Source organism: Saccharopolyspora sp. NPDC000359, from assembly GCF_040300525.1.
Lineage (GTDB): Bacteria > Actinomycetota > Actinomycetes > Mycobacteriales > Pseudonocardiaceae > Saccharopolyspora.
Map to the genome: position 1 here is coordinate 1 of NZ_JBEPDU010000055.1, position 23150 is coordinate 23150.

The 23150-nt window shown below is 71.6% G+C and carries 23 protein-coding genes; 9 read left to right on the forward strand and 14 right to left on the reverse strand.

The genetic code is table 11. The annotated features are described in order from the left end of the window. Positions 1-28: 28 nt before the first annotated feature. Positions 29-661, reverse strand: coding sequence for a TetR/AcrR family transcriptional regulator (locus ABT324_RS27790; protein WP_351183433.1), 633 nt, complete (start codon positions 659-661; stop codon positions 29-31). 252 nt (positions 662-913) lie between these two features. On the opposite strand from ABT324_RS27790, the gene ABT324_RS27795 reads away from it, so the two are divergent. After that, a complete protein-coding gene (locus ABT324_RS27795; RefSeq protein ID WP_351183435.1) occupies positions 914-2437 on the forward strand; it encodes an FAD-dependent oxidoreductase in 1524 nt (507 codons plus the stop codon). A gap of 26 nt (positions 2438-2463) precedes the next feature. On the opposite strand, the gene hsaA is transcribed toward ABT324_RS27795, so the two are convergent. Continuing rightward, positions 2464-3630, reverse strand: a complete 1167-nt coding sequence (gene hsaA / locus ABT324_RS27800) for a 3-hydroxy-9,10-secoandrosta-1,3,5(10)-triene-9,17-dione monooxygenase oxygenase subunit (RefSeq protein ID WP_351183437.1) — start codon at positions 3628-3630, stop codon at positions 2464-2466. 124 nt (positions 3631-3754) lie between these two features. Between hsaA and ABT324_RS27805 the strand changes: the two genes are divergently transcribed. Genes ABT324_RS27805 through ABT324_RS27815 form a run of 3 tightly spaced genes read left to right on the forward strand, consistent with a single transcriptional unit; the run spans position 3755 to position 5968 of the window. Beyond that, complete coding sequence (locus ABT324_RS27805) at positions 3755-4903, forward strand: 3-ketosteroid-9-alpha-monooxygenase, oxygenase component (protein ID WP_502949811.1); 1149 nt, start codon at positions 3755-3757, stop codon at positions 4901-4903. Next, positions 4903-5172 (forward strand): ferredoxin, encoded by a 270-nt coding sequence (locus ABT324_RS27810; protein WP_351183439.1) that lies wholly within the window; start codon positions 4903-4905, stop codon positions 5170-5172. Before ABT324_RS27805 ends, ABT324_RS27810 begins: the two co-directional genes overlap by 1 nt. 4 nt (positions 5173-5176) lie before the next feature. Next, a complete protein-coding gene (locus ABT324_RS27815; protein ID WP_351183441.1) occupies positions 5177-5968 on the forward strand; it encodes an SDR family NAD(P)-dependent oxidoreductase in 792 nt (263 codons plus the stop codon). Positions 5969-6081: 113 nt separating this feature from the next. On the opposite strand, the gene ABT324_RS27820 is transcribed toward ABT324_RS27815, so the two are convergent. The 8 genes from ABT324_RS27820 to ABT324_RS27855 form a co-directional block, all read right to left on the reverse strand. After that, positions 6082-7002: a VOC family protein gene (locus tag ABT324_RS27820; protein WP_351183443.1), complete on the reverse strand. Its 921-nt coding sequence runs from the start codon at positions 7000-7002 to the stop codon at positions 6082-6084. A 58-nt stretch (positions 7003-7060) separates the two neighbouring features. Then, positions 7061-8245 (reverse strand): acyl-CoA dehydrogenase family protein, encoded by a 1185-nt coding sequence (locus tag ABT324_RS27825; protein ID WP_351183445.1) that lies wholly within the window; start codon positions 8243-8245, stop codon positions 7061-7063. Next, positions 8245-9291: a 4-hydroxy-2-oxovalerate aldolase gene (dmpG, locus tag ABT324_RS27830; protein ID WP_351183447.1), complete on the reverse strand. Its 1047-nt coding sequence runs from the start codon at positions 9289-9291 to the stop codon at positions 8245-8247. Before dmpG ends, ABT324_RS27825 begins: the two co-directional genes overlap by 1 nt. Before the next feature lie 7 nt (positions 9292-9298). Continuing rightward, positions 9299-10204: an acetaldehyde dehydrogenase (acetylating) gene (locus tag ABT324_RS27835; RefSeq protein WP_351183449.1), complete on the reverse strand. Its 906-nt coding sequence runs from the start codon at positions 10202-10204 to the stop codon at positions 9299-9301. A gap of 35 nt (positions 10205-10239) precedes the next feature. Beyond that, on the reverse strand, positions 10240-11025 hold the full coding sequence (locus tag ABT324_RS27840) for a 2-keto-4-pentenoate hydratase (protein ID WP_351183451.1): 786 nt from the start codon (positions 11023-11025) through the stop codon (positions 10240-10242). A gap of 143 nt (positions 11026-11168) precedes the next feature. Beyond that, positions 11169-12194 (reverse strand): 2Fe-2S iron-sulfur cluster-binding protein, encoded by a 1026-nt coding sequence (locus tag ABT324_RS27845; RefSeq protein ID WP_351183453.1) that lies wholly within the window; start codon positions 12192-12194, stop codon positions 11169-11171. A 16-nt stretch (positions 12195-12210) separates the two neighbouring features. Continuing rightward, positions 12211-13857 (reverse strand): FAD-binding protein, encoded by a 1647-nt coding sequence (locus ABT324_RS27850; protein WP_351183455.1) that lies wholly within the window; start codon positions 13855-13857, stop codon positions 12211-12213. Next, the gene (locus ABT324_RS27855; RefSeq protein ID WP_351183457.1) at positions 13854-14720 is read right to left on the reverse strand and encodes an alpha/beta fold hydrolase; all 867 of its coding nucleotides are present in this window, start codon (positions 14718-14720) and stop codon (positions 13854-13856) included. The genes ABT324_RS27850 and ABT324_RS27855 overlap by 4 nt, the downstream gene beginning before the upstream one ends. Positions 14721-14909: 189 nt before the next feature. Here ABT324_RS27855 and ABT324_RS27860 point away from each other — a divergent pair, with 189 nt between their 5' ends. Beyond that, positions 14910-15461 (forward strand): flavin reductase family protein, encoded by a 552-nt coding sequence (locus tag ABT324_RS27860; RefSeq protein ID WP_351183459.1) that lies wholly within the window; start codon positions 14910-14912, stop codon positions 15459-15461. Between the two features lie 25 nt (positions 15462-15486). On the opposite strand, the gene ABT324_RS27865 is transcribed toward ABT324_RS27860, so the two are convergent. Then, complete coding sequence (locus ABT324_RS27865) at positions 15487-16368, reverse strand: IclR family transcriptional regulator (RefSeq protein ID WP_351183461.1); 882 nt, start codon at positions 16366-16368, stop codon at positions 15487-15489. A 233-nt stretch (positions 16369-16601) separates the two neighbouring features. Between ABT324_RS27865 and ABT324_RS27870 the strand changes: the two genes are divergently transcribed. From ABT324_RS27870 to ABT324_RS27885, 4 genes are read left to right on the forward strand one after another with little or no spacing between them, the layout of a single operon-like run. Beyond that, positions 16602-17459, forward strand: coding sequence for a TIGR03619 family F420-dependent LLM class oxidoreductase (locus ABT324_RS27870; protein ID WP_351183463.1), 858 nt, complete (start codon positions 16602-16604; stop codon positions 17457-17459). Between the two features lie 18 nt (positions 17460-17477). Beyond that, positions 17478-17984 carry a nuclear transport factor 2 family protein gene (locus ABT324_RS27875; protein ID WP_351183465.1) on the forward strand — a complete coding sequence of 169 codons (507 nt, stop codon included), beginning with the start codon at positions 17478-17480 and terminating at the stop codon, positions 17982-17984. Beyond that, positions 17984-18766: an SDR family NAD(P)-dependent oxidoreductase gene (locus ABT324_RS27880; protein WP_351183467.1), complete on the forward strand. Its 783-nt coding sequence runs from the start codon at positions 17984-17986 to the stop codon at positions 18764-18766. The genes ABT324_RS27875 and ABT324_RS27880 overlap by 1 nt, the downstream gene beginning before the upstream one ends. After that, positions 18763-18888: a hypothetical protein gene (locus tag ABT324_RS27885; RefSeq protein WP_351183469.1), complete on the forward strand. Its 126-nt coding sequence runs from the start codon at positions 18763-18765 to the stop codon at positions 18886-18888. The genes ABT324_RS27880 and ABT324_RS27885 overlap by 4 nt, the downstream gene beginning before the upstream one ends. 254 nt (positions 18889-19142) lie before the next feature. Here ABT324_RS27885 and ABT324_RS27890 read toward each other — a convergent pair whose 3' ends face one another. The 3 genes from ABT324_RS27890 to ABT324_RS27900 all read right to left on the reverse strand — a co-directional run bounded on the left by ABT324_RS27890 (position 19143) and on the right by ABT324_RS27900 (position 22994). Then, positions 19143-20054 carry an alpha/beta fold hydrolase gene (locus ABT324_RS27890; RefSeq protein ID WP_351183471.1) on the reverse strand — a complete coding sequence of 304 codons (912 nt, stop codon included), beginning with the start codon at positions 20052-20054 and terminating at the stop codon, positions 19143-19145. Positions 20055-20366: 312 nt separating this feature from the next. Continuing rightward, on the reverse strand, positions 20367-21566 hold the full coding sequence (locus ABT324_RS27895; protein ID WP_351183473.1) for a class I SAM-dependent methyltransferase: 1200 nt from the start codon (positions 21564-21566) through the stop codon (positions 20367-20369). A 33-nt stretch (positions 21567-21599) separates the two neighbouring features. Continuing rightward, positions 21600-22994 carry a cytochrome P450 gene (locus ABT324_RS27900; protein ID WP_351183475.1) on the reverse strand — a complete coding sequence of 465 codons (1395 nt, stop codon included), beginning with the start codon at positions 22992-22994 and terminating at the stop codon, positions 21600-21602. Between the last annotated feature and the right edge of the window lie 156 nt (positions 22995-23150).

Sequence of the window (23150 nt, forward strand, 5' to 3'; positions counted from 1 at the left end):
GCTCACCCACCCCGGCCGCCCGGCGCGGTCAGCCGTCCAGCGCGGTGCGGGGCGAGGCGTTCGAGCGGGCCGCGAGGAGCAGTCGGCTCGCCAGCCGGATCTCCTCCTCGACGTCGGCCATGGACAGCCGTCCGTTGAGCGCGGAGCTCAGCATGCCGTACCAGCACTCGATGAGCAGGCTCACCAGCCGGACGTCCCGCGCGGTCGGGTCCGCCAGCCCCAGCATCCGCATCACCGCGCCCTGCATCATGGCGTCGATGCGGATGGCTTCGGTCACCGTCGCCGCGTTGGCCTGGACGTTGGACTGCATCATCGCGCTGGCCAGCAGTGGTCGGCTCAGCAGCGTCCGGGAGGACCGCAGCAGCAGCTCGCACACCGCGTCCACCGGGTCCTGACCGGCCCGCGGCGGGCGCGCCAGTTCGTCCAGCCGCTCCACCTGGTCGGCCATGACAGCGGTGAACAGGTGCGTCTTGGAGGGGAAGTACCGGTACAGCGTGGCGATCGCGACACCGGCCACCTTGGCCACGTCGTGCATCTGGACGCGGTCGAGGCCCCGCTCCGCAGCCAGCTCCGCAGCAGCGCGCAGGATCCGGCGCTGGCGCGCCTTCTGCTCCTGCGAGCTGGGCTCCGCGGACGGCCGGGCCTCGGCGATTCTGGGCACGTCTCCCCCCTCGGTTGGTCCGGATCGACAGCTGATTGTGCGAGCTCGCCTCCTCACCGTCCCGCCAAGATACCGCTCACCGGGACGACCAGTTCCCGCGAGCTGCCGCGGTGCGCTTGGCTGGCAGCTGTCCGCCGAACCGGTTCTGCCGCGGCAACGGGCAGCCCTGGAGGCAGCGCCCGCCCCGGAACCGCTGGGTTCGGAGATCGGCACCGGGCACGCGGATGCCCCCGAGCGATCGCGAGGAGTCACATGGCGGCGGGATGGGACGAGGAGCACGACGTGGTGGTGGTCGGCTCCGGCGCGGGTGCCATGGCTGGAGCGCTGGTGGCCGCCAAGAACGGCCTGCGCACAGCCGTGCTGGAGAAGACCGACCGCCTCGGCGGCACGAGCGCCTACTCCGGGGCCGCCAGCTGGCTGCCGGACACCGCGGTGCAGGACCGGGCCGGGCTCGGGGACTCCCGCGCGGCCGCGCGCACCTACCTGCGCACCCTGGTGGGCGAGGCGACCGCTGAGCGGCAGGACGCGTTCCTGGAGCACGCGCCCGCGCTGGTGTCCCTGCTGGAGGCCGATCCGGCGATCGAGTTCGAGTGGCGGCCCTTCCCCGACTACTTCGCCGCACCTGGGCGGATGGAGCGGGGGCGCTCCTTCGTGCCGAAGGACCTGCCGCGCGAGCAGCTCGGCGACCTCGCCGCGCTGGTGCGCCCCGCCGTCCACCTCGACCGGCGGGGCGCGGACCACCCGGATGCACCGCTCGACGGGGGGCGTGCGCTGATCGGGCGGCTGCTGCTGGCCTACCGCGCGGCGGGTGGTGCGGTGCGCACCGGCACCGCGGTGGACCGGTTGGTCGTCGAGGGCGGCCGGGTGGTCGGCGTCGAGGCCCGGACCGGGGCGGGTCGGGTGCGCATCGCCGCGCGCCGCGGGGTGCTGCTGGCCGCAGGTGGCTTCGAACGGTCCCCCGAGCTCCGGCGCGAGCACGGTGTTCCCGGGGCCGCCGAGGCGTCCATGGCACCGGAGGGCACGAACACCGGCGAGGTGATGCTGGCCGCCGTGGAGGCGGGTGCCGCCGTGGACCTGATGGACCAGGCGTGGTTCTGCCCCGGCCTCGTGCTGCCCGATGACCGCAGCGCGTTCGTGCTGGGCCTGCGCGGCGGCTTCGTGGTCGACGGAGCGGGTCAGCGCTACGCCAACGAGTCGTTGCCCTACGACCGGATGGGCCGAGAGATGGCCAAGGCCGGCAACCGGGTTCCGTCCTACTTCGTCTTCGACTCCCGGGAGGGCGGTCGGCTCCCGGCGATCTCGCTGCCCAGCGCGGAACCGGCGGAGAACCTCGCCGCCGGGACGTGGGTGCGGGCCGACACCCTGCCGGAGCTCGCCGCGTTGATCGACGTGCCCGCCGATGCCCTGGTGGCCACCGCGAAGCGGTTCAACGAGTTCGCCGAGACCGGCACCGACACGGACTTCCACCGCGGGGAGGACGCCTACGACCGGTTCTTCACCAGACCGCACGAGCACCCGAACCCGGCTCTGGTGCCGCTCGACCGCCCGCCGTTCCACGCCGCTCGGCTGGTCCTCTCCGACCTCGGCACGAAAGGCGGGCTGCGCACCGACCCGGCGGGCCGGGTGCTGGGCGTCGACGGCGCACCGCTGCCCGGGCTCCACGCCACCGGCAACACGGCGGCATCGCTGGCGCGCGACGTCTACCCCGGGCCCGGCATCCCCATCGGCACGGCCATGGTCTTCGGCTACCTCGCGGTGCTGGCCATGATGTCCTGACCGGCGCCATCGCGTCGGCAAGCCGCTCAGATCAACGTGTCCTCGACCGGCAGATCGAACGCCGCCCTGCCGTACAGCGCGAGGGCGCGCTGGGCGTCGTTGGCCACGTGCATGCTGCCCGCGTGCGCATCGCGCCACGCCCGTTCGACGGGGTTCCCCCGCCGCAGCGTGTTCCCGCCAGCGGAGTTGAACAGCAGGTCGACCGCCTCCACGGCGCGCTCGGTGGCGCGCACCTGGTCCCGGCGGCAGCGCAACCGCAGCTCCATCGGGATCTCCGCGCCGCACACGGCGTGGTCGTGGAGGTCGGCGATGTTGCGGTCCAGCTGCAGCACCGCCGCATCCACCTCGGAGGCCGCCCGGGCCACCGCGACCTGGGCGCCCTGGTCCTCGGCGAACCGGCCGCCACCGAGGCTCAACCGCACCCGGTCCCGCATGGCCGCCACGTAGGCCCGGTAGCTGCCCGCCACGATCCCCACGACGGGCGCGGCGACAGCGGTGGTGAACACGGCCCCGAAGGGCAGCGCGTACAACGGGCCGTGGCTGACCGCCCGGCCAGGAGCCCGCAGCTGCGCGACGTCGTAGTTGCGGACGATGCGGTGCTCGGGCACGAACGCCCCGTCCACGACGATGTCGTTGCTGCCGGTACCGCGCAGGCCCACCGAGTCCCACACGTCGAGCACCTGGAACTCGCCCCGCGGCACCAGGACGCTGAGGAAGTCCACCGGTCGGCCCGCCTCGCCGACGACCAGCGCGCCGAGCAGCGCCCAGCTCGCGTGGTCGCACCCGGAGGCGAAGCTCCACCGGCCGCTGAGCAGGTACCCGCCTGCCACCGCGCGGAGCCGCCCGATCGGCGCGTAGGAGGAGCAGATCACCATGTCCGGGCCGCCCGCCCACACCTCCTCCTGCGCCGGGCCGGGGAACAGGCTGACGTGCCAGGGGTGCACCCCGAGCACCGAGAGCACCCAGCCGCTGGACCCGCACACCGCGGAGACCTCCCGGACCACCTCGTAGAAGTGCACCGGGTTGCCCTCCAGGCCGCCGTACCGCCTTGGCTGCAGCATCCGGAGCGCACCGGCCGAGACCAGGTCGGCCACCGTCTGCTCGGGCAGCCGCCGGTCCCGCTCCGCCTGCTCGGTGCGTTCCGCGATGGCCGGGAGGAGGTCGCGGACCCGCTCGAGCACCTCGTTGGTCATGCCCGCCATCGTGCGACCGGTGGTCGCCGCCGACCGCCGGGAGGTACCGGTGAGTGGGATCGTCCAGGGGCCGCCCGTCCGCGGCGACCTACCTTCACCGCCAGACGTGCTGCTGTGGGAAGGGATGACGAGCATGACGGCTGTGGAGGAGGTCCGGCGGATCGAGGTGGACGAGGCACCCACCCGCTTCGCCCGGGGCTGGCACTGCCTCGGCCTCGCCGAGGGTTTCAAGGACGGCAAGCCGCACACGGTGCGCGCGTTCGGGCAGAAGCTCGTCATCTGGGCGGATTCCCGGGGCGAGCTGAACGTGCTCGACGCCTACTGCCGCCACATGGGCGGCGACCTGTCGCAGGGCCAGGTCAAGGGCGACGAGATCGCCTGCCCGTTCCACGACTGGCGCTGGGGCGGTGATGGCCGGTGCAAGAACATTCCCTACGCGCGCCGGGTTCCGCTGCGGGCGCGCACGGCGGCGTGGCCGACGATGGAGCAGGACGGCATGTTCTTCGTCTGGAACGACCCCGAGGGCAACCCGCCGCCGCCCGAGGTGACCATCCCGCGCATCCCGGGTGCCACCGACGACGGGTGGACCGACTGGCAGTGGTACTCGGTGGAGATCGACAACGCGCACTGCCGCGAGATCGTGGACAACGTGGTGGACATGGCGCACTTCTTCTACGTCCACTACTCGTTTCCGACCTACTTCAAGAACATCTTCGAGGGCCACACCGCCACCCAGGTCCAGCGCGGCGTCGGCCGGGAGGACGCGCGCCCGCGAGAGACCGGCAGCGGCGCGCCCAGGATGCTCGGCAACACCTCGGTGGCCGCCTACCACGGTCCGTCGTTCATGATCGACGACCTGACCTACCACTACAGCGACGGCGACGTCGAATCGGTGCTGATCAACTGCCACTACCCGGTCACGGCGAACTCCTTCGTGCTGCAGTACGGCATCATCGTCAAGCGCGCCGAGCACCTGGCCGATCCCGAGGAGATGGCCCGCACGATGGGCGAGTTCATCAAGATCGGGTTCGAGCAGGACGTGCGGATCTGGAAGAACAAGACCCGCATCGACAACCCGCTGCTGTGCGAGGAGGACGGCCCGGTCTACCAGCTGCGCCGGTGGTACGAGCAGTTCTACGTCGACGTGGCCGACGTGACGCCGGAGATGGTGGAGCGCTTCGAGTTCGAGGTCGACACCACGCGTCCCAACGAGGCGTGGCGGCGCGAGGTCGAGGCGAACCTGGCCGCCGCCAACCGGGACGGGGCGGTCTGATGGTGGTGCGCACCGACGGCCGGCTGCTCGACGCGCCCATGCGACCGGTGCGGTGCCGCAGCTGCGGCAGCAGCGTCGAAGTCCGCAAGAGCAGCTGGGACCAGACGAGCATCCAGTGGCACGACGAGGCGGTGCGGTCCTGCGCGGAGCGGCGCGCCGCACAACCGGGCCCCGGCCCGAACGGCCAGTTCTTCACCGGTTGCACGGCGTTGCGCGACTCGGTGCGCGCAGCGGCGGCCCGCGGTGAGATCCCGATCCAGGAGGAGTGACGTGGTGGATATCCCGAAGTACGGCCCGTGGGCGGTGATCGCCGGCGGGTCCGAAGGCGTGGGAGCCTCGTTCGCCCACCTGCTCGCCGACGCGGGTGTCAACCTGGTCCTGATCGCGCGGAAACCCGGGCCGCTGGCGGCGACCGCCGAGCAGGTGCGGGCCAAGGGCGTCCAGGTGCGCGTCCTGGAGCTGGACCTGCTCGCGCCGGACGCGTTGTCGACCATCCGGGAGACCACCGACGACCTCGACGTCGGGCTGCTGGTCTTCAACGCGGGCGCCAACTCCTACGGCCACGAGTTCGTCACCAGTGACCTCGACCGGGTGCGCGGCGTGATCAACCTGAACATCACCGCGCAGCTGGCGCTCACCCACCACTTCGGTGCGCTGCTGGCGCAGCGCGGCCGGGGCGGCATCATCCTGGTCGGCTCGATGGCGGGTTACCTGGGGCAGGCGCAGATCAGCGCCTACTCCGCGGCCAAGGCGTTCTCCCGGGTGTTCGCGGAGGGCCTGTGGCTGGAGCTGCGGGAGCACGGGGTCGACGTGCTGGAGCTGGTGCTGGGCGTGACCCGGACACCCGCCATGCAACGCGCCGGGCTGAACTTCGACGTGCCCGGCCTCAACGTCGCCGAACCCGACGACGTGGCCCGGGAAGGCCTCGAACGGCTGCCCCACGGCCCGGTGTGGGTGGCGGGCGGCAACGCCGAAGCGGCGATCAAGCGCAGCGGACCCGATCGCGCCGGTCTCGCGCTCAGCGCGCACGAAGCGTCGAAGCGCCTGCTGCCGCCGGAGAACTAGTCCTGACCAGACGAGAGCCCCGAGCCGCCAACGGTGGCTCGGGGCTTGCTTGCACCAGCGGTGCACGCGAGTGACCGGTGCTGCGCGCAGCACCGGTCACTCGCGCATCCGCATCACTGCTGCGGGCTGAACGCGGCCAGCGGCTCGGAGCCGGACCAGTCGTGGCCCCAGTAGCTGTCCGCGGTGATCTCCTCGGCCGTGTAGCTCGTCTCGTCGACGAGCATGCCGTCGCACCCGTACTCGATGTCCCACCCACCGGGCGCGCGCACGTAGAAGGAGATCATCTTGTCGTTGGTGTGCCGCCCCAGCGTCGAGGACAGCGAGAAGCCCCGGCGGTTGACCTCGTCCAGGGCCCGCCCCACGGCGTCGATCCCGTCCGCCTCGACCATCAGGTGCACCAGGCCCGGCGGCTCCCCGTGCGGGGCCGGGCAGACCGCGAGGCTGTGGTGGCGCTGGTTCACGCCCATGAACCGCACCCGGCGCGGCGGGGCGTCGGTGGCCGGCCCGCCCAGGCGGATCGCACCGCGCGGCAGGAAGCCGAGCACCTCGGTGTAGAACTCGACCGTCTCATCGGGACAGGTGGTGGGCAGCACCACGTGGCCCATCCCCTGCTCGCCGGTGACGAACTCGTGGGCGTGCTTGGTGAGCAGCGGGCTGTGGTCCAGCACCGGCCCGAAGAACACCTCGAGAGGAGTGCCGCTCGGGTCCTCGAAGGTGATCGCCGCTTCGACGCGGCGCTCATCGCACTCGGCCTGCGACAGCGTCCGGACCGCCGTTCCAGCCGCTTCCACCGCGCGGCTGACTTCCGCCAGCGCGAACTGGTCGCGCACCTCCCACCCCACGGCGAGCACCTTGTCGGCGTCCCCGGGGAGCACGACGAGGCGGGCCGCCCGCTCGTCCATGCGCAGGTGGAGTCCGTCGGGGTTCGGTCCGGTGGCTTCCTGGAACCCCAGCGCGTCGACGGTGAGCTCGCGCCAGCGCGGGAGGTCCTGGGTCTGCACGGTGAGGTAGCCGAGACCACGGATCTGGGGCATCGTCGTCCTTCCAATCTTCGTGCTTGCGGGTGTGGTGGCCGCGGTGCGGGCCCGGGACTCAGATCATCGAGCGCAGCGGGCCAGCGGGCGGCTCGATGTCGAGCTCGGTCAACGCGGACACGTGGAAGACGGCCCCCGGGACGTGGATGGCGTGCACCATGCCCATGTGGCCGTCGCGCCAGAAGCGCTGGATCGGGTTGTCCATCCGCAGGCCGTTCCCGCCGGAGCGGGCCACGATCTCGTCCATGGCCCGAACCGCGCGCCAGGCCGCGGCGACCTGGGTTCGCCTGCTGACCGCGCGCTCGCCGAAGCTGATCTCTCGTCCCGCCGCCACCGCGTCGTAGATCCGGGACACGTTGTCCAGCAGCGCGACCCGGGAGGCGTGGATCTCGGCCGCCGCCTCGCTGATCGCGTAGAGCACGTACGGGTCGTCCTTGATCTTGGTGCCGGTGATCTGCACGCGCTTGCGCTGGTAGGCCAGGTGCTGGGCCAGCGCCCCCTCGCAGATGCCGATCACCGCGGAGGTGATGCCCAGCGGGAAGGCCGTGGTGAACGGGACGTGGTAGGTCGGGTTGCCCAGCCCTGCTTCCTTCGGGGCCGATCCGTCGAGCAGGGTGCTGAACGGGATGACCCGGTAGGACGGGACGAACGCACCGTCCACCACGACATCCTTGCTGCCGGTGCCGCGCAGGCCCACCACGTCCCAGGTGTCCTCGACGATCTGGTAGTCCGACCTGGGCAGGATCACGTGGTAGGACTCCGGCGGTTGGGCCACGTTGCCCTCCGCGTCACCCATGAACCCGCCGAGGAAGATCCAGTCGCAGTGGTCGGTCCCCGAGGAGAACTGCCAGCGCCCGGTGAACAGGTAGCCGCCGTCGGTCGGCGTGAGCACCCCCATCGGGGCGTAGGGCGAGGCGATCCAGGTGTCGGTGCTCCCGCCCCAGACCTCCTCCTGCACCCGCGGGTCGGCCATCGCCATCTCCCACGGGTGGACACCGACGATCCCGGCCACCCACCCGGTGGAGCCGTCGCAGCTGGCGACCCCCATCACCGCCTCGGCGAACTCGGCGGGATGCGCCTCCGCACCGCCGTGCGCGGCCGGTTGCAGCATCTTGATCACACCGGTTTCGCGGAGCACCGCGGCCGCGCGGTCGTCGAGCCTGCCGAGCCGTTCGCTGGACTCCGCGGTGGCGGCGATCTCCTCCGCGCGCGATTCGACGGCCTGCAGAACGGGGTTGGGCATCAGCTGGTCCTCGCTTCGGTGTCGTCGCCGCGACCGGCGAGGGCCACGGCTAGTTCGATCAGCTGGTCCTCCTGGCCGCCGATCAGCTTGCGCTTGCCCGCCTCGACGAGGATCTCGGCGCCCGAGACCCCGTACTTCGCCGCGGCCCGGTCCGCGTGCTTGAGGAAGCTGGAGTAGACCCCCGCGTACCCCATGGTCAGCGAGAGCCGGTCGAGCAGGCACTCGCCGTCCATCACCGGCCGGACCACGTCCTCGGCGGCGTCGATGATCTTCAGGGTGTCCACGCCGGTCCGGATGCCGAGCTTCTCGGCGACCGCGACGAACGCCTCGACGGGCGTGTTCCCGGCCCCCGCCCCGAAGCGCCGGGTGGAACCGTCCACCTGGGTGGCCCCGGCGCGCACCGCGAGCACCGAGTTCGCCACCCCGAGACCGAGGTTCTCGTGGCCGTGGAAGCCGACCTGCGCGTCGTCACCGAGCTCGGTGACCAGCGCGGCGACCCGGTCGCTGGTGTCCTCGAGCACGAGGGCCCCGGCGGAGTCCACGACGTAGACGCACTGGCAGCCCGCGTCGGCCATGATTCGGGCCTGCTTGGCCAGCACCTCCGGTGGCTGGCTGTGGGCCATCATCAGGAAGCCGACCGTCTCCAGCCCTCGGTCGCGGGCCAGGCCGAAGTGCTGGACGGAGACGTCCGCCTCCGTGCAGTGCGTGGCGATCCGGCAGATGGCGGCACCGTTGTCGGCAGCCGCGCGGATGTCGTCCTTCACGCCCACCCCGGGCAGCATCAGAAAGGCGATCTCGGCCTGCCGCGCGGTGGCGACCGCGGTGGCGATCAGCTCCTGCTCGGGGGTGCGGCTGAAGCCGTAGTTGAACGACGAGCCGCCGAGACCGTCGCCGTGGGTGACCTCGATGACCGGAACCCCGGCACCGTCGAGGGCGGCGACGATGTCGCGCACGTGCTCGGGGGTGAACTGGTGCTGCTTGGCGTGCGACCCGTCGCGCAGCGACGAGTCGGTGATCCTGATGTCCAGGTCGTTGCTGTAGGGCACGGGTTCCTCACTTCCCTCTCCGCGCGAGGGCCTGCCGGGCGAGGCCTTCGCCGACGCGGGTCGCCGCGGCGGTCATGATGTCGAGGTTCCCGGAGTACGGCGGGAGGAAGTCCCCGGCGCCCTCGACTTCCAGGAACACCGCCACCCGCGCCATCCCACCGCCCACAGTGGACGGGTCGTCGAACTGCGGGTCGGCGCGCAGCCGGTACCCCGGCACGTAGGTCGCCACCTCCGCGACCACCTCGTGGACGGACGCGGCGACCGCGTCCCGGTCGGCGTCGTCGGGGATCGAGCAGAACACGGTGTCGCGCATCAGCACCGGCGGTTCCGCCGGGTTCAGGATGATGATCGCCTTGCCGCGCCCGGCGCCGCCGATCTCCTCGATGCCCCGGGAGGTGGTCAGGGTGAACTCGTCGATGTTGGCCCGGGTGCCGGGTCCGGCCGACGGGGAGGCCACGCTGGCCACGATCTCGGCGTAGGCGACCTCGACCACGCGCGAGACGGCGTGCACGATCGGGATGGTGGCCTGCCCGCCGCAGGTGATCAGGTTGACGTTGGGCGCGTCGAGGTGCTCGCCGAGGTTCACCGCGGGCACCACCGCCGGTCCCAGCGCGGCCGGGGTCAGGTCGACCGCCGGGATGCCGCGCTCGGCGTACTTCGGTGCGTTGTCGCGGTGCACGTGGGCCGAGGTCGCCTCGAACACCAGGTCCGGCTGCTCGTCCTGCCCCAACAGCCAGTCGACGCCCTCGGCGGAGCTGACCAGTCCCTGTCCCCGGGCTCGTTCGAGGCCGGGGCTGGCCGGGTCGACCCCGATCATCCAGCGCGGCTCGATGACGTCCGAGCGCAGCAGCTTGTACATCAGGTCGGTGCCGATGTTGCCGGAGCCCACGACGGCTGCGGTCGCCTTGGTCACTGTCCCATTCGTCCTTTCAGGTCGCCCCGATGCGATCACGTGAAGCGGGCCGTGACCGATCCGAGGCCGGTGAACTCGGCGCGGTACTCCCCGCCCGGTGCGACGTCGACGGCTCGGGTGCAGGAGCCGGGCAGCACCAGGTGCCCTGCTTCGAGCCGGACGCCGAAGGCGGCCACCTTGCGCGCCAGCCACGCCACCGCGGTGGTGGGGTTGCCGAGCACCGCGGCGGTGTTGCCGCGGGCGATCTCCGTTCCGCCGGAGAACAGCACGGCGTCGATGTCGGCGAGGTCCAGCTCGTCCGGCTTGGCCCGCGCCTCGCCCAAAACGACGCCCCCGGAGGAGGCGTTGTCGGCGATGGTGTCGGCCAACCCGATCCGCCAGTCCCGGATCCGGCTGTCGATCAGCTCCAGGCTCGGGACGACGTGGTCCGTGGCGGCCAGCACGTCCGCCTCGGTGCACCCCTCCCCCGGCAGCGAATCCCCCAGCACGAAACCGATCTCGACCTCGATGCGCGGGTAGCAGTAGCGCGCGGTCTCGACCGGCCGGTCCTGCGCCAGGACCATCGTGTCCAGGAGGTGGCCGTAGTCGGGTTCGTCGACGCCCATCATCTGCTGCATCACGGGGGAGGACAGCCCGACCTTGTGACCGCGCACCACCGCTCCCGCGGACAGCTGGCGGCCGACGTTGAGCAGTTGGATCGCGTAGGCGTCGACCACGTCGATGCCGGGGAACCGCTGCACGAGCGGATCGATCGGCGCGCGGTCGCGCTGCGCGGCCCAGAGCGCGTCGGCGGCGGCCTGCCTGGTTGTCGCATCGAGCATGCCTGAACGGTGCCAGCCGCGTCCGCACGACGGCTCCGTTCCTCCCGCTCACCGGGACTTCGGGCGAAAGGCCCCCAAACAGCGGCAAAACCCGCGGCACTGGCGTTCCGCACGCCGGTACCGCGGGTTCCCGCTCCCCCTGGTCAGGAGTCGTAAGTGACCTTCAGCCGGTCGGTGAGCGGCACCGCCTGGCAACCGAGGATGATCCCGTCAGCCAGGTCAGCGCCGTCGAGCACCTCGTTGCGCTCCAGGTCCACTTCCCCTTCCAGCAGCACGCAGGCGCACGCGCTGCAGGCGCCCTCCCGGCAGGAGTACGGCGCGTCCACACCGGCGGCCAGCAAGGCGTCGAGCAGCTTGCTGCCCTTCGGCCAGCGCACCGCGCGCGTCTGGCCGTCCAGGGTCACCTCCACCTCACTGGCCGGACCGTCGTCCGACACCGCCGACGCGGGGTCCGCACCAGCGGCGAAGGGATCACCGGTCAGCGACGTGAAGCGTTCGACGTGCACGCGCTTCGGTGCCGCGCCGAGCGCGCTCAACGACTCCAGGACCAGGTCCATGAACACCCCGGGGCCGCAGACGAACGCCTCGCGGTCGGCGAAGGGGCGCAGCAGCGAGCGCAGGCCCGCAGCGCTGGGCGTCCCCTGCACCGATTCCAGCCAGTGCACGGTGGTGAGCCGATCACCGTGCTCACCGCGCGCCAAGGCCTGCAGCTCGTCCCGGAAGATCACCGACTGCTCGTCGCGGTTGGCGTACAGCAGCGCGACCCGCCCCCGCCCGGTGTGCAGCGCGGACTTCAGGATCGACAACACCGGGGTGATCCCGCTGCCCGCTGCGACCAGCAGCAGGTCGGTGTCCAGCGACGCCGGGGTGAAGGTGCCCGACGGGCGAAGCGCGTCGAGCACGTCGCCCGCGGCGACGTTGTCGCAGATCCAGTTCGAGCCGTAGCCGCCCTCGGTGCGCTTGACGGTGACCTTGAGCTTGTCGTCGCAGGCCGGGGAACTGCACAGCGAGTAGCAGCGGGCCACGCCGCCGGGGAGGCGGATGGTCAGGAACTGGCCCGGCCGGTAGCGGACGGGCTCGCCCTCCTCGGCGGGTTCCAGGACCAGGGTGTGCGCCGCAGCGGTCTCCCGGATCACCTCGACGACGCGGAGCTCCCACGTGGTGGACATGCTTCCTCCGGTCGGATCACAGGGCGTTGGCAGCGTGCTTCGCCGCGATGTAGCCGAAGACGATGGACGGTCCGATGGTGGCGCCGGGTCCGGCGTACTCGTTGGCCATGATCGAGGCCGTCGTGTTGCCGGTGGCGTAGAGCCCCTCGATGGTCGAGTCGTCGGCGCGCAGGACCCGGGCGTGCTCGTCGGTGACCAGGCCACCCTTCGTGCCGAGGTCACCGATCTCGATCCGCACCGCGTGGAACGGCGGCACGTCGATCCGGTCCAGGTTGGGGTTCTTCAGCGTGGGGTCGCCGTAGTACCGGTCGTGGGCGCTCTCACCGCGGCCGAAGTCCTCGTCCTTGCCCGAGCGGGCGAAGCCGTTGAACCGGTCGACGGTCCGCTGCAGCGCGTCGGCGGGGATCCCGACCCGCTCGGCGAGCTCGGCGATGGTGTCCGCCTTGTGCGCGATCCCGGCTTCGTAGAAGCTCCGCGGGAACGGCATGCCCGGCAGGACCTGCGCGAACGGGTACCGCGCCCGCGCCCGCGCGTCCATGATGAACCAGCTCGGGTGGTGCTTCCCGGCCAGCTGGTCGTGCACGAAGTTCGTGTACGGGGCGGCTTCGTTGGTGAAGCGCTCGCCGTCGGTGGAGACGATGACCTGCCCCGGGATGGCGCGTTCGGAGACCAGCGGGATGGTGGCCCCCGAGGGGTGTTCGACCGACGGCATCCACCAGGCGTCGTCCATGAAGTCCACCGCCGCGCCGAGCTCCCGGCCGACCGCGATGCCGTCACCGACGTTCTCCACCGCACCGAGGCTGTGGTTGTCCTGGCCGCCCTCGGGCAGGTGCGCGGCCCGCATCTCGCTGTTGTGCTCGAACCCGCCGGTCGCCAGCAGCACGCCGCGGCGGGCGCGGATCCGCAGCCGCGAACCACCCCGCTGCGCCGTCACACCGACCACGCGGCCGTCCTCGACGACGAGGTCGGTCATCGGGGTCTGCAACCACAGCGGGACCCCGGCGTCCTTCAGCGCCATCCGCAACCGCGCGACCAGCGCCCGGCCCCCGGTGGACATGTGCCGCCGCCGCACCACGTTGGAGGACACCCGCCAGGCGGCGACCACCGACGCCCAGCGGCCCCGCCAGGTCCGCTTGACCATGGCCAGGTCGTGGTAGTCCTTGCTGGTGACCCACAGGCCCAGCGGCCCCTTCATGCTGTTGGGGCGCTGGAACTGCTCGTCGGGGCCGAGCGCGCGGGTGTCGAACGGCAGCGGCTCGATGGAGCGCCCCATCGGCCGACCGCCCTCGTACTCCGGGTGGTAGTCGGCGTAGCCCTTGGTCCAGGAGAACTTCAGCCACTTGCTGCGGCACAGCAGTTCCATCGCCGCCGGGCCGTGGTCGACGTAGGCGTCCAGCCGTGCCGCCGGGACCTTGCCCTCGGTGAGCAGGTCGAGGTAGCGGCGGATCGACTCGCGGCTGTCGTCGTGGCCCCGGGCGCGCAGCGTGGGGTTGTTGGGGATCCAGATGCCCCCGCCGGACATCCCGGTGCTGCCGCCGTACATCGCGCCCTTCTCGACGACCACGGCCGACAGGCCCGCGTCGGTGGCGGTCAGCGCGGCGGTCATCCCCCCGCCGCCGGAGCCGACGATGACGAAGTCGAACTCGTGGTCCCAGGTGGTCACGACTGGTCCTCCCGGGTGAGGAAGGCCAGCACCGCGCTCTCCCAGGCCTCCTTCTGCTCGATCATCGCCCAGTGCCCGCAGTCGGGGAAGATGTGCACCTCGGCGTCGGGGATCGTGCGCATCGGCAGCAGCGCCATGTCGACCGGGCTGACCCGGTCGTCGCGGCCCCAGGTGATCAGCGTCTTGGCCCGCACCTTGTGCAGCACCGCCCAGTACGGCGGCTCGTCGGACTTCGCGGCGGCGGCAGCAGCGGCTCGCAGCGCCTCCCCGCCGTACATCTTCCGGGCGCTGGCCAGCGTGCTGGGCTCGGTGGCCTGCGCCCAGCGCTCCTCGACCAGCTCCTCGGTCACCAGCGACCGGTCGTGGACCATCGAGTTCAACCAGGCCACGAGCCGTTCCCGGGTGGGGTCCTCGGTGAACTCCACCAGCAGGTTGATGCCCTCCCCGGGCGACGGGCTGAAGATCGCCCGGCCCATCCCGCCGATGGTGACCATGCGGCGCACCCGCTCGGGGTGGCTGATCGCGAACCTGGTCGCGACGATGCCACCCATCGAGTTGCCGATCACGTCGACCTGCTCGAGCCCGAGTCCGTCCAGGAAGCGCACCACCGCGTCCGGGGCGGCGACCATCGGGTGCGCCCCGGTGGGGTCGCTGACGCCGAAGCCGGGGAACTCCAGCACCAGGCAGCGGAAGTGCTGGGCGAACACCGGAAGGTTGCCGCGGAAGTTGCGCCACCCGGTGACGCCGGGGCCGGATCCGTGCAGCATCAGCAGGGGCGGCCCGTCCCCGGCTTCGTGGTAGCGCAGCACGCCGCGGTCCGTCCGCAGCTCGCGCAGCGTGGATTCGTAGGTCAGTTCCGTCATCTCGCGCCCAAGCTCTCCGGGGACATTCGGGGACATCGCTGCCGCACGTTAGGCGCGGGCGGGCGGGACCGGTTGCGGACTCCCGGTCACCGGGAGCGGTGCGGCTGCCCGTCCGGGGCCCACCGGCACCTCCCGCTCAACGGGACGGTCCGGCGGGGGCGCTGCGAGGACCCGCTTACCGTCGAGTCCGTGAGCATCCGACGAGCACCGGCCAGCACGACCCCCACCCCGCTGGAGATGCGGCGCGCGCTGGGGTCCTTCGCCAGCGGCGTCACGGTGGTGACCGGGTACGACGACGGGGAGCCGGTGGGCTTCGCCTGCCAGTCCTTCGCCTCGGTCTCCCTGGACCCGCCACTCGTGCTGTTCTGCGCCGACCACCGCGGCCGGTCGTGGCCACGGATCCGCCGCTCCGGCCGGTTCTGCGTGCACGTGCTCGCCGAGCGCCAGACCGACCTGTGCGACCGGTTCGGCTCCAGCCGGGGGTCCAGGTTCGACGGGTTGCCCTGGCAGCTCTCCCGGTGGGGCAGCCCGGTCCTGGACGGGGTGCTGGTGCGGGTGCACGCCGAGGTCCGGGATGTGCACGTCGCCGGGGACCACGACGTGGTGATCGGCGCGGTCCTCGAACTCGAGACGCCGTGCCAGGAACCGCCGATGCTGTTCTTCCGGGGCGGGTTCGGCGTCGCCCCGGAAGAAGGACTGGTCATGTCGGACCTCTGGGGTTGGGGCGAGCCCTGGGGGTGACGCGCCGCCAGCGGGTCGCGCCCGGTCAGAGCCAGTCGCCCGAGCTCGCGCCCATCATCCGGTCGAGGGTCTCGCTCGACCAGGTCTCCCGGGGTGCGGTGACCTCCGCCTGCCGCCGGGGCCGCCGGGTGGCCGAGCAGAGCGCCGCCGACACCTGCCGGGCGGCGTCCACCACCAGCGGGGCGACCTTCTCCAGCGCGGCCCGGACGTCACCGACCAGGGAGATGCTGCCCACCACGCCTTCCGGGCCGCGGACGGCGGCTGCGGTGCAGGCGATCGACGGGACGCACTCGCCGCGCTCGAAGGTCAGGCCGTGGCGCCGACGGATGCGGTTCAGCTCCTGGTGCAGGGTGCCGAGGTCACCGATCGTCCGGTTGGTCTGCCGCCCGATGCGGCCGTCGAGCAGCTCGTCCACCGCCTCCGGTTCGAGCCAGGCCAGCATCGACTTGCCCAGCGCGGTGGAGTGCGCGGGAGCTCGACCGCCGACCCGGGAGGGCACCACGGCGGCGAACCGGCCGCCCACCTTGTCGAGGTAGCTGACCTGCGCCCCCTCCAGCACCGCGAGGTGAACGACCATTCCAGTCTTGAGCTGGAGGTCGTGGAGCACCGGGGCGGCGACGCCGCGGAGCTCGCCGTGCGCGTCGGCCTGCGCGCCGAGCCCGAGTGCCCGCCGCCCGAGCGAGTAGCCGAGGGAACCGCGTTCCAACCACTCCAGCCGCACCAGCTGGTCGAGTATCCGGTGCGCCGTCGACCTCGGCAAGTTCGTGCAGCGGGCGACATCTTCCAGGGTCAGCCGGGCCGATCGACCGGGGAAGGAGTCCAGGATCAGGGTCATCCGCTCCACCATGGACGTGGGTAGTTCCCGGCGCGTGGACTCGGCGCTCCCCACCGCGAAAGCGACAGTCATGGATCTCCCTTCGACCGGAGCGACCGGACACGACCGGCGCCACAACTGAAATGAATTTCACCCCGTTTCGAACGGTAGCAGCGACCCGCACCACGCGGAAGGCTCCGACGGCTTCCGCTCTGGTCGCCCGGCTCGGCGCGCCAGCGGTTCCCGGTGACCGGGACAGGCCCGGAACTCGCCCAGCTCCCGGACTACACCTGGGAGCTGGCGACGACGCGGCGGAAGGTGCGTGGATGAGAGTCGGCATCACAAGTCCCGTGGTGACCCAGGTACCTGGCGCGCACTCGGAGTGGGAGCGCGCGGCAGGCATCGAGGACCTCGGCGAGATCGCCGCGGCCGCCGACCGCCTGGGCTTCCACCACCTGACCTGCAGCGAGCACGTGGGCGTCCCCACCGAGGTGGCCGAGCAGCGCGGCGCCACCTACTGGGACCCGCTGGCCACGCTCGGCTACCTGGCCGCCCGCACCACCCGCATCCGCCTCGCCACGCAGGTCCTGGTGCTCGGCTACCACCACCCGCTGGCGATCGCCAAGCGCTACGGCACCCTCGACCGGGTCTCCGGTGGCCGCCTGGTGCTCGGACTCGGCGTGGGCAGCCTGGCGGAGGAGTTCGCGCTGCTCGGCGCGCAGTTCGAGGGACGCGGTGCGCGAGCCGACGACGCCCTGGCCGCGCTGCGCGCGAGCCTGTCCCGCCGGGAACCGGAGTACCACGGCGAGCACTACGACTACGCCGGTTTCGTCGTGGAGCCGCACGCGGTGCAGGAGCGCGTGCCGATGTGGATCGGTGGCCGGACGCTGCGCTCCCTCCGCCGCGCGGTGCGCTTCGGGGACGGCTGGGTGCCGTTCGGCCTCGGCACCGCGCAGCTGCGGGAGCTGCTGGCCCAGGTCGAGCTGCCCGCGAACTTCGAGGTGGTGCTCTCGCCCGGGCACGCGCTCGACCCGATCGCGGACCCGGCCGGGACGGTGAACTCCCTGGCGCAGTTGCGTGGCGCGGGCGCCACCCTGGCCGGGGTCCGGCTGCGCGCCGAGTCCGCCGACCACTACTGCGAGCAGCTCAGCGCCCTGGCCGGGATCGCCGCCAGGATCGCCTGACCGGAGAGCGAGGGGACCATGACCGGACAACCCACTGATCTCGCCGACCGGCTGGCCGCCGTGGAGGCGCGCCTGCGCCAGCTCGAGGACCAGCAGGAGATCGCCCAGCTCATCGCCAGCTACGGGCCGCTGGTCGACAGCGGCAGCGCCGAGGCGGTCGCCGACCTCTGGGAGCCCGACGGCGTGTACGACGTCGACGGCCGGTGCATGAACGGCCGCGAGGAGATCGCCGCGATGGTCACCGGGAAGCACCACCAGGGCTGGATCGAGGGCGGCTGCGCCCACTTCCTCGGCCCCGCTCACGTGGCGGTCGACGGTGACGACGCCGTCGCGGTCGGCCATTCGCTGATGGTGGTGCGCCGCGACGAGCGGTTCGTCGTGCACCGCGCCACCGCCCACCGCTGGGTGCTGCGGCGCAGTCCCGGGGGTTGGCGCGTCACCCGCCGGACCAGCCGGGTCCTCGACGGCCGCGAGGAGTCCCCGCGGCTGCTGGCCGCGCTCGGCTCGCACGAGGAGGTGCGGTGATGGGCCGGTTGGACAACCGCGTCGCCCTGGTCACGGGCGCGGGCAACGGCATCGGGCTCGGTGTGGCCCGCCGCTTCGCCGCCGAGGGCGCCAAGGTCGTCGTCGCCGAGCTCGACGAGACCAGCGGTCGCGCGGCCGCTGCGGAACTCGGTGACTCGGGCCTGTTCGTACGGACCGACGTCACCGCCAAGCAGCAGGTGCACGACGCGGTCGCGGCAGCTGTCGAGACGTGGGGCAGCATCGACGTCCTCGTCAACAACGCCTGGGCCGCCGGCACCGTGGGGCGCGTCGAGGACAAGACCGACGAGGTGGTCGAAGGCGGCTTGGCCGCGGGGTTCCGAGGTCCACTGTGGGCGATGCAGGCGGCGTTCCCGCACATGCAGGCGCGCGGCTGGGGCCGGGTGGTCAACATGTGCAGCCTCAACGGCGTGAACGCCCACATGGGCACGCTGGAGTACAACGCGGCCAAGGAGGCGTTGCGCACGCTGACCCGCACCGCCGCCCGGGAGTGGGCCCCGACCGGTGTCGTGGTCAACGCGGTGTGCCCGGGGGCGAAGAGCGCCGCCTTCCGGCGGGTCATGAGCGCCCACCCCGAGCTCGAGGAGCTGGCGGACCGGCAGAACCCGATGGGCCGCATCGGCGACCCGGACGAGGACATCGCCCCGGTGGTCGCATTCCTGGCCAGCGAGGACTGCCGGTACCTCACCGGCAACACGCTGTTCGTCGACGGCGGTGCGCACATCAACGGCGTCGCGTGGCAACCAGACCTGGACACCGCGTGACACCGCCGCGGACCGGAGCGGACGTCGACGGCGGATCCGCCCGCCAGGAGCGGCCCACCGCGCAACACGCCGCCACCACCGCACTGCTGGTCCTGCTGGTGGAGGTCACCGGCCTCGCCTAACGGCTCAACCGCTGATCCGCCTCGACCTGCTCACGAGCCGCCGGGTCGGCCTGCCCCTGTTGCCAACGCGTGCGTGCAGTTCGCGCTGGTCGGCAACTCGATGCTCTCTCATGTCGCCTGTGGTCGGAGACCAGCACCGGAGGTGGTGGCCAGCGCTCAGTCCGGTGCTGCTCACCACGCCGTGTCCACCGTCCAAGTGGCCACCACCAGCCGAATCCGGGTCACCGGCTGCGGTGATCAGCACCTAGCCGCTGTCATGCTCGGCAGTCCTCCAGTTCGGGGCTCGGTGCCGGGGCACCAGGTTCGCCGAAGAAGAGCTGGGCGCACGGGATCAGGAACTCCGGGTTCTCCTCCGCGATCCAGTGGCCGCTGTCCGGTGCGATCACACCGCGGACGTCGTCACCGACCTGACCGAAGGAGTCGGCCACCGCCGGACCGAAGGCGAACTCGGCGCCCATCGCCAGCACCGGCATCTGCAGCCGCTTGCCCGCGTTCTCCCGGTTGTGGGCCGCGTCCGCTGCGAACGCCCGGTAGTACTCGAAGCCCGCGGTCCTGCGCTCCGGCGTCGAGTACGCCTGGAACGCGCTGTCCTGGTCAATCCGCTCGGGGTGCCGGGCACCGCTGAACAACCAGCCGAGGTAGGTCGGCACATCATCGTCGTCCAGGATCGTCTCCGGGACCGGCGCGGCAGTCTGGTTGAAGCCCAGGTGCCAGCTGATCCCGTACGCGTCCTCCAGCCCGAATCCGGACAGCGCTGTCTCCAACGCCGCCACCCTCGTCACCTCGTCCGGGTGGTCGCGGGCGTACGGGTACGCCACCAGCGCGCCGGTGTCGTGTGCTAGGAGCGACACCTCGCGGAAACCGAGTTCGTGCACCCCTTCGCGGATCCGTTCAGCGGTGGTCTTCTTGTCGTAGCCACCTGACGGGATGCTGGAGTCGCCCAAACCCGGGAGGTCGAAGGCGATCACGGTGTGCGTCTCGGCGAGCGCGGGCATGATCGGCGCCCACTCCGTCCACGTCTGCGGCCAGCCATGCAACAACACCAACGGCGGCCCGAACCCACCCCGCACGTAGTGCAACTCGGCGCCCTCCACCGCCACGTTCCCGTGCTCGAAACCGGGCGGCAGCGGGCTGGGTGCGGCTCCGACGACCGCCGGTTGTTCCACGTCGGACGGAATCTGCGCGGTGATGACCGATCCGGTGAGCAGCAGTGCGACTACGGCAAGGAACGCATGGGCAGCACGAAGTGCGGGCCACCGTGTATTCTTTGTGCGCAACGACCTGGCTCTCCTCGCATCGGTGGGCAGAACCGGTCGCCGCGTGTCGAGCGACCGATGAAGCAGGTCGTTTGTAGCGACTCGCAAATGTGAAGTCAATAGTGCTGAGCACTGCGGCGAGACGCCGCGAACGCAACATCAGGCGAGTGCTCCGGACCGCGCTCGGCCCACCTGGTTCCCTTCAGCCGAACCAGGCCGAGGTCACGCTTCCGCCCGCGCCGTCACCGTGCCCACCACGAAGTCGGGGTACACGTCCGCCACCGCGTCGACGTCCGGCAGGACCGTCACCTGGCCCAAACCCGCCGCCTCGAAGGTGGCCCGCCACGCTTCCGGTGTCAGGAATCCGTGCGTCGGCCGCCTCACGGGATCTGTGAGCACCTCGGTGAAGCTGTCCAGAAAGTCGAAGATGATCTCCGCATGGATCGGCCTGGCCAGCGCGGTCGGTCGAACGCACTCGGAGACGATGACCGCGCCGCCCGGTTTGAGCGCCTTCGCCGCCTCGCGGACCACGAAGTCGAGATCGGGCGCCACGTGGAAGCAGTTGACGGAGTAGACCACGTCGTAGCTGCCGGGCTCGACACCCTGGTCCTGCCATGGGAGCGTCATGTCCACACGGGCGCACTCCACCGACGTGGACGGCGCAGCCGCGGCTCGCGCGACCCGCTCGCCGTGCTCGGCAAAGGTCGCTGCCACCTCGGTGAACCGGTAGCGCGTGACACCCGCACCGAGGGTGCGCAACGCCAGTTCAGCCGCGCTACCGCAACCCCCACCGATCTCGAGGACCTCGAACGAGCCCCCGTGACGGGGAACGAGGCGGGACAGCGCCTCCGCACCGACCGCGTTGTTGATGGCGTACAGGGGGTTATCGTTGGAGAAGTAGCGCAGCCACAGGGGGAGCTTCCTGGGCGCGAAGAGGACCTCCTCACCCGTCGCCGCACCGCTGAAGAAGCGCGGTGACTCCTCGATCAGCGTCCGCAGGATCTCCACCGCCGCCGCGGCACCGGGCGCCTGCCGGACGAGCTCGTCGGCGACCGCGTCGAAGTCCTCCGGCGCGGCCGGCCCGGTGACGTACCGGCCGCCGCTCCTGGCGAGGACACCGGAGTCGGCGAGCTTGTCGCACATGAACTGCAGCGGCACCGTCCGGCGCCACGGGATCGCGAGCTCCTGCCTGATCTGCTGGATCGTCCCCCTGGCGGCGGACGGCAGCGCGCCGATCGACGAGAGCATCCGGTGCGCGGTCGCGTCGACGAGACGACCGAAGGTTTCGTTCGCCGCGAGGAACCTGACCGGGAAGAGGTCCCGCACCCGCTCATCGGTGATGGCAGCGCGCAGGTCCGCGAACCGCGCCGTCCTGGAGTGCCCGCCTGGCTGCCCCTGCGACTGCTGAACGTGGTTGCTCATGGTGTCGGCACGCCTTTCGTGACGGAGCGCGGGTCAGCCACCGTGGTGGCGGTCGGGCGTCGCGCGGTCCGCGGCCCAGCTGCGGACGGTCATCGGGAGCCCACCTCCCAAGCGCAGCGACATCATCGGCTCCGGCACGACCCGGGAACCGCGGGCCTGCTCCAGCACGAGGTCGCGCATCAGCGTGGAGATGACGAAGGTGGCCTCCATCATCCCGAGGTGGTTGCCGACGCAGAACCGCGGACCAGCACCGAACGGGAGGTGCGCGTACCGCGGCCGTTCGACCGGCTTGTCCGGGTCGAACCGCTCGGGGTCGAACCGGTCCGGCTCTGGCCAGTACCGCGGGTGCCGGTGCAGGATGTACGGGCAGATCAACACCTCCGCCCCGGCTGGCACGCGGTAGCCGCCGACCTCGTCATCACCCACCGCCCGGCGCGGCAGTATCCACACCGGCGGGAACAGCCGCATGGCTTCCTGCAGCACCATGTTCGTGTAGCGCAGCCGAGGCAGGTCGTCGTACGACGGGCGCCGGTCGCCGTAGACGGCCGACGCCTCCTGGTGCAGCCGGTCGCGCACGACCGGGTTCTTGCCCACCAAGTGCAGCGTCCAGCCGATGGTGCTCGCCGTCGTCTCGTGCCCGGCCAACAGCAACGTCACGAGCTCGTCCCGCATCCGGCGGCCCGCGACCCGCCTGTCGGTAGCCGCTGCGGTGGACTCGATGAGCCGGGTCAGCAGGTCATCTCCGGACGCGACCGGGTTGGCCTTCCGGTGCGCCACGAGGACCGCCACGACGCGTTCGAGCTCAGCGCGGGCTGCGCGGAACGCGCGCTGCCCCTTCAACGGCAACCACTGCGGGACGAGGCCCAGCGTCTCCATGTCGAACATGGCCTGGTTCTGCACAGCTTCGAAGGAGTGCTCGACCGACTCGAAGGCGCCGAGGTCGACGTCCAACAAGGTGCTCCCGAGCACGCCCAAGGTCAGGGTGGTGACCTCGGTCAGCACGTCCACCGGTCGCCCAGTGCCTTGGTGGTCGCGCAACCGCTCGACGAGGCCGAGCGCTTCGTCGACGATCAGGTCGGCCCGCGCCGCGAGCCGCTTGTGCTGGAACACCGGCTGGATCGTGCGCCGCTGCTCCTTCCACAGCGAGCCCTCGCTTGTCAGCAGCCCGTCACCGAGCGCGCGCTTGGCCTCGGTGTACCCGATGCCCTTGTGGTAGTTCGCCGCGTTGTCGGCGAGCACGTGCTTGGCGTGGTTTGGGTGGTTGAAGATGTAGAGCTTCTTCGGACCGATCGACACCCGCACCGCATCGCCGTACTCATCGACCGCGTCGCGCATCAGGCCGAGGCGGTCCGCGCGGAGCCGGCGCAGGATTGTTGGCGCGTCCCGACGAGGCGGCCCAGGCGGCACCAGGCCGCCCGCGGCGCTCATGCCGCACCCCGCCGAGCCGAACCCAAGCGGCACCCGCGCCCGTCCATACCGTTCCCGGGAACACCCGGCGCCATCCGGTCCCGTTTCGGAATTCGCCATGAGGTGGTCAACTTCGTCCCCTTACCGCCGTTGCTGGAACGGCGTCGCGACTCGCCG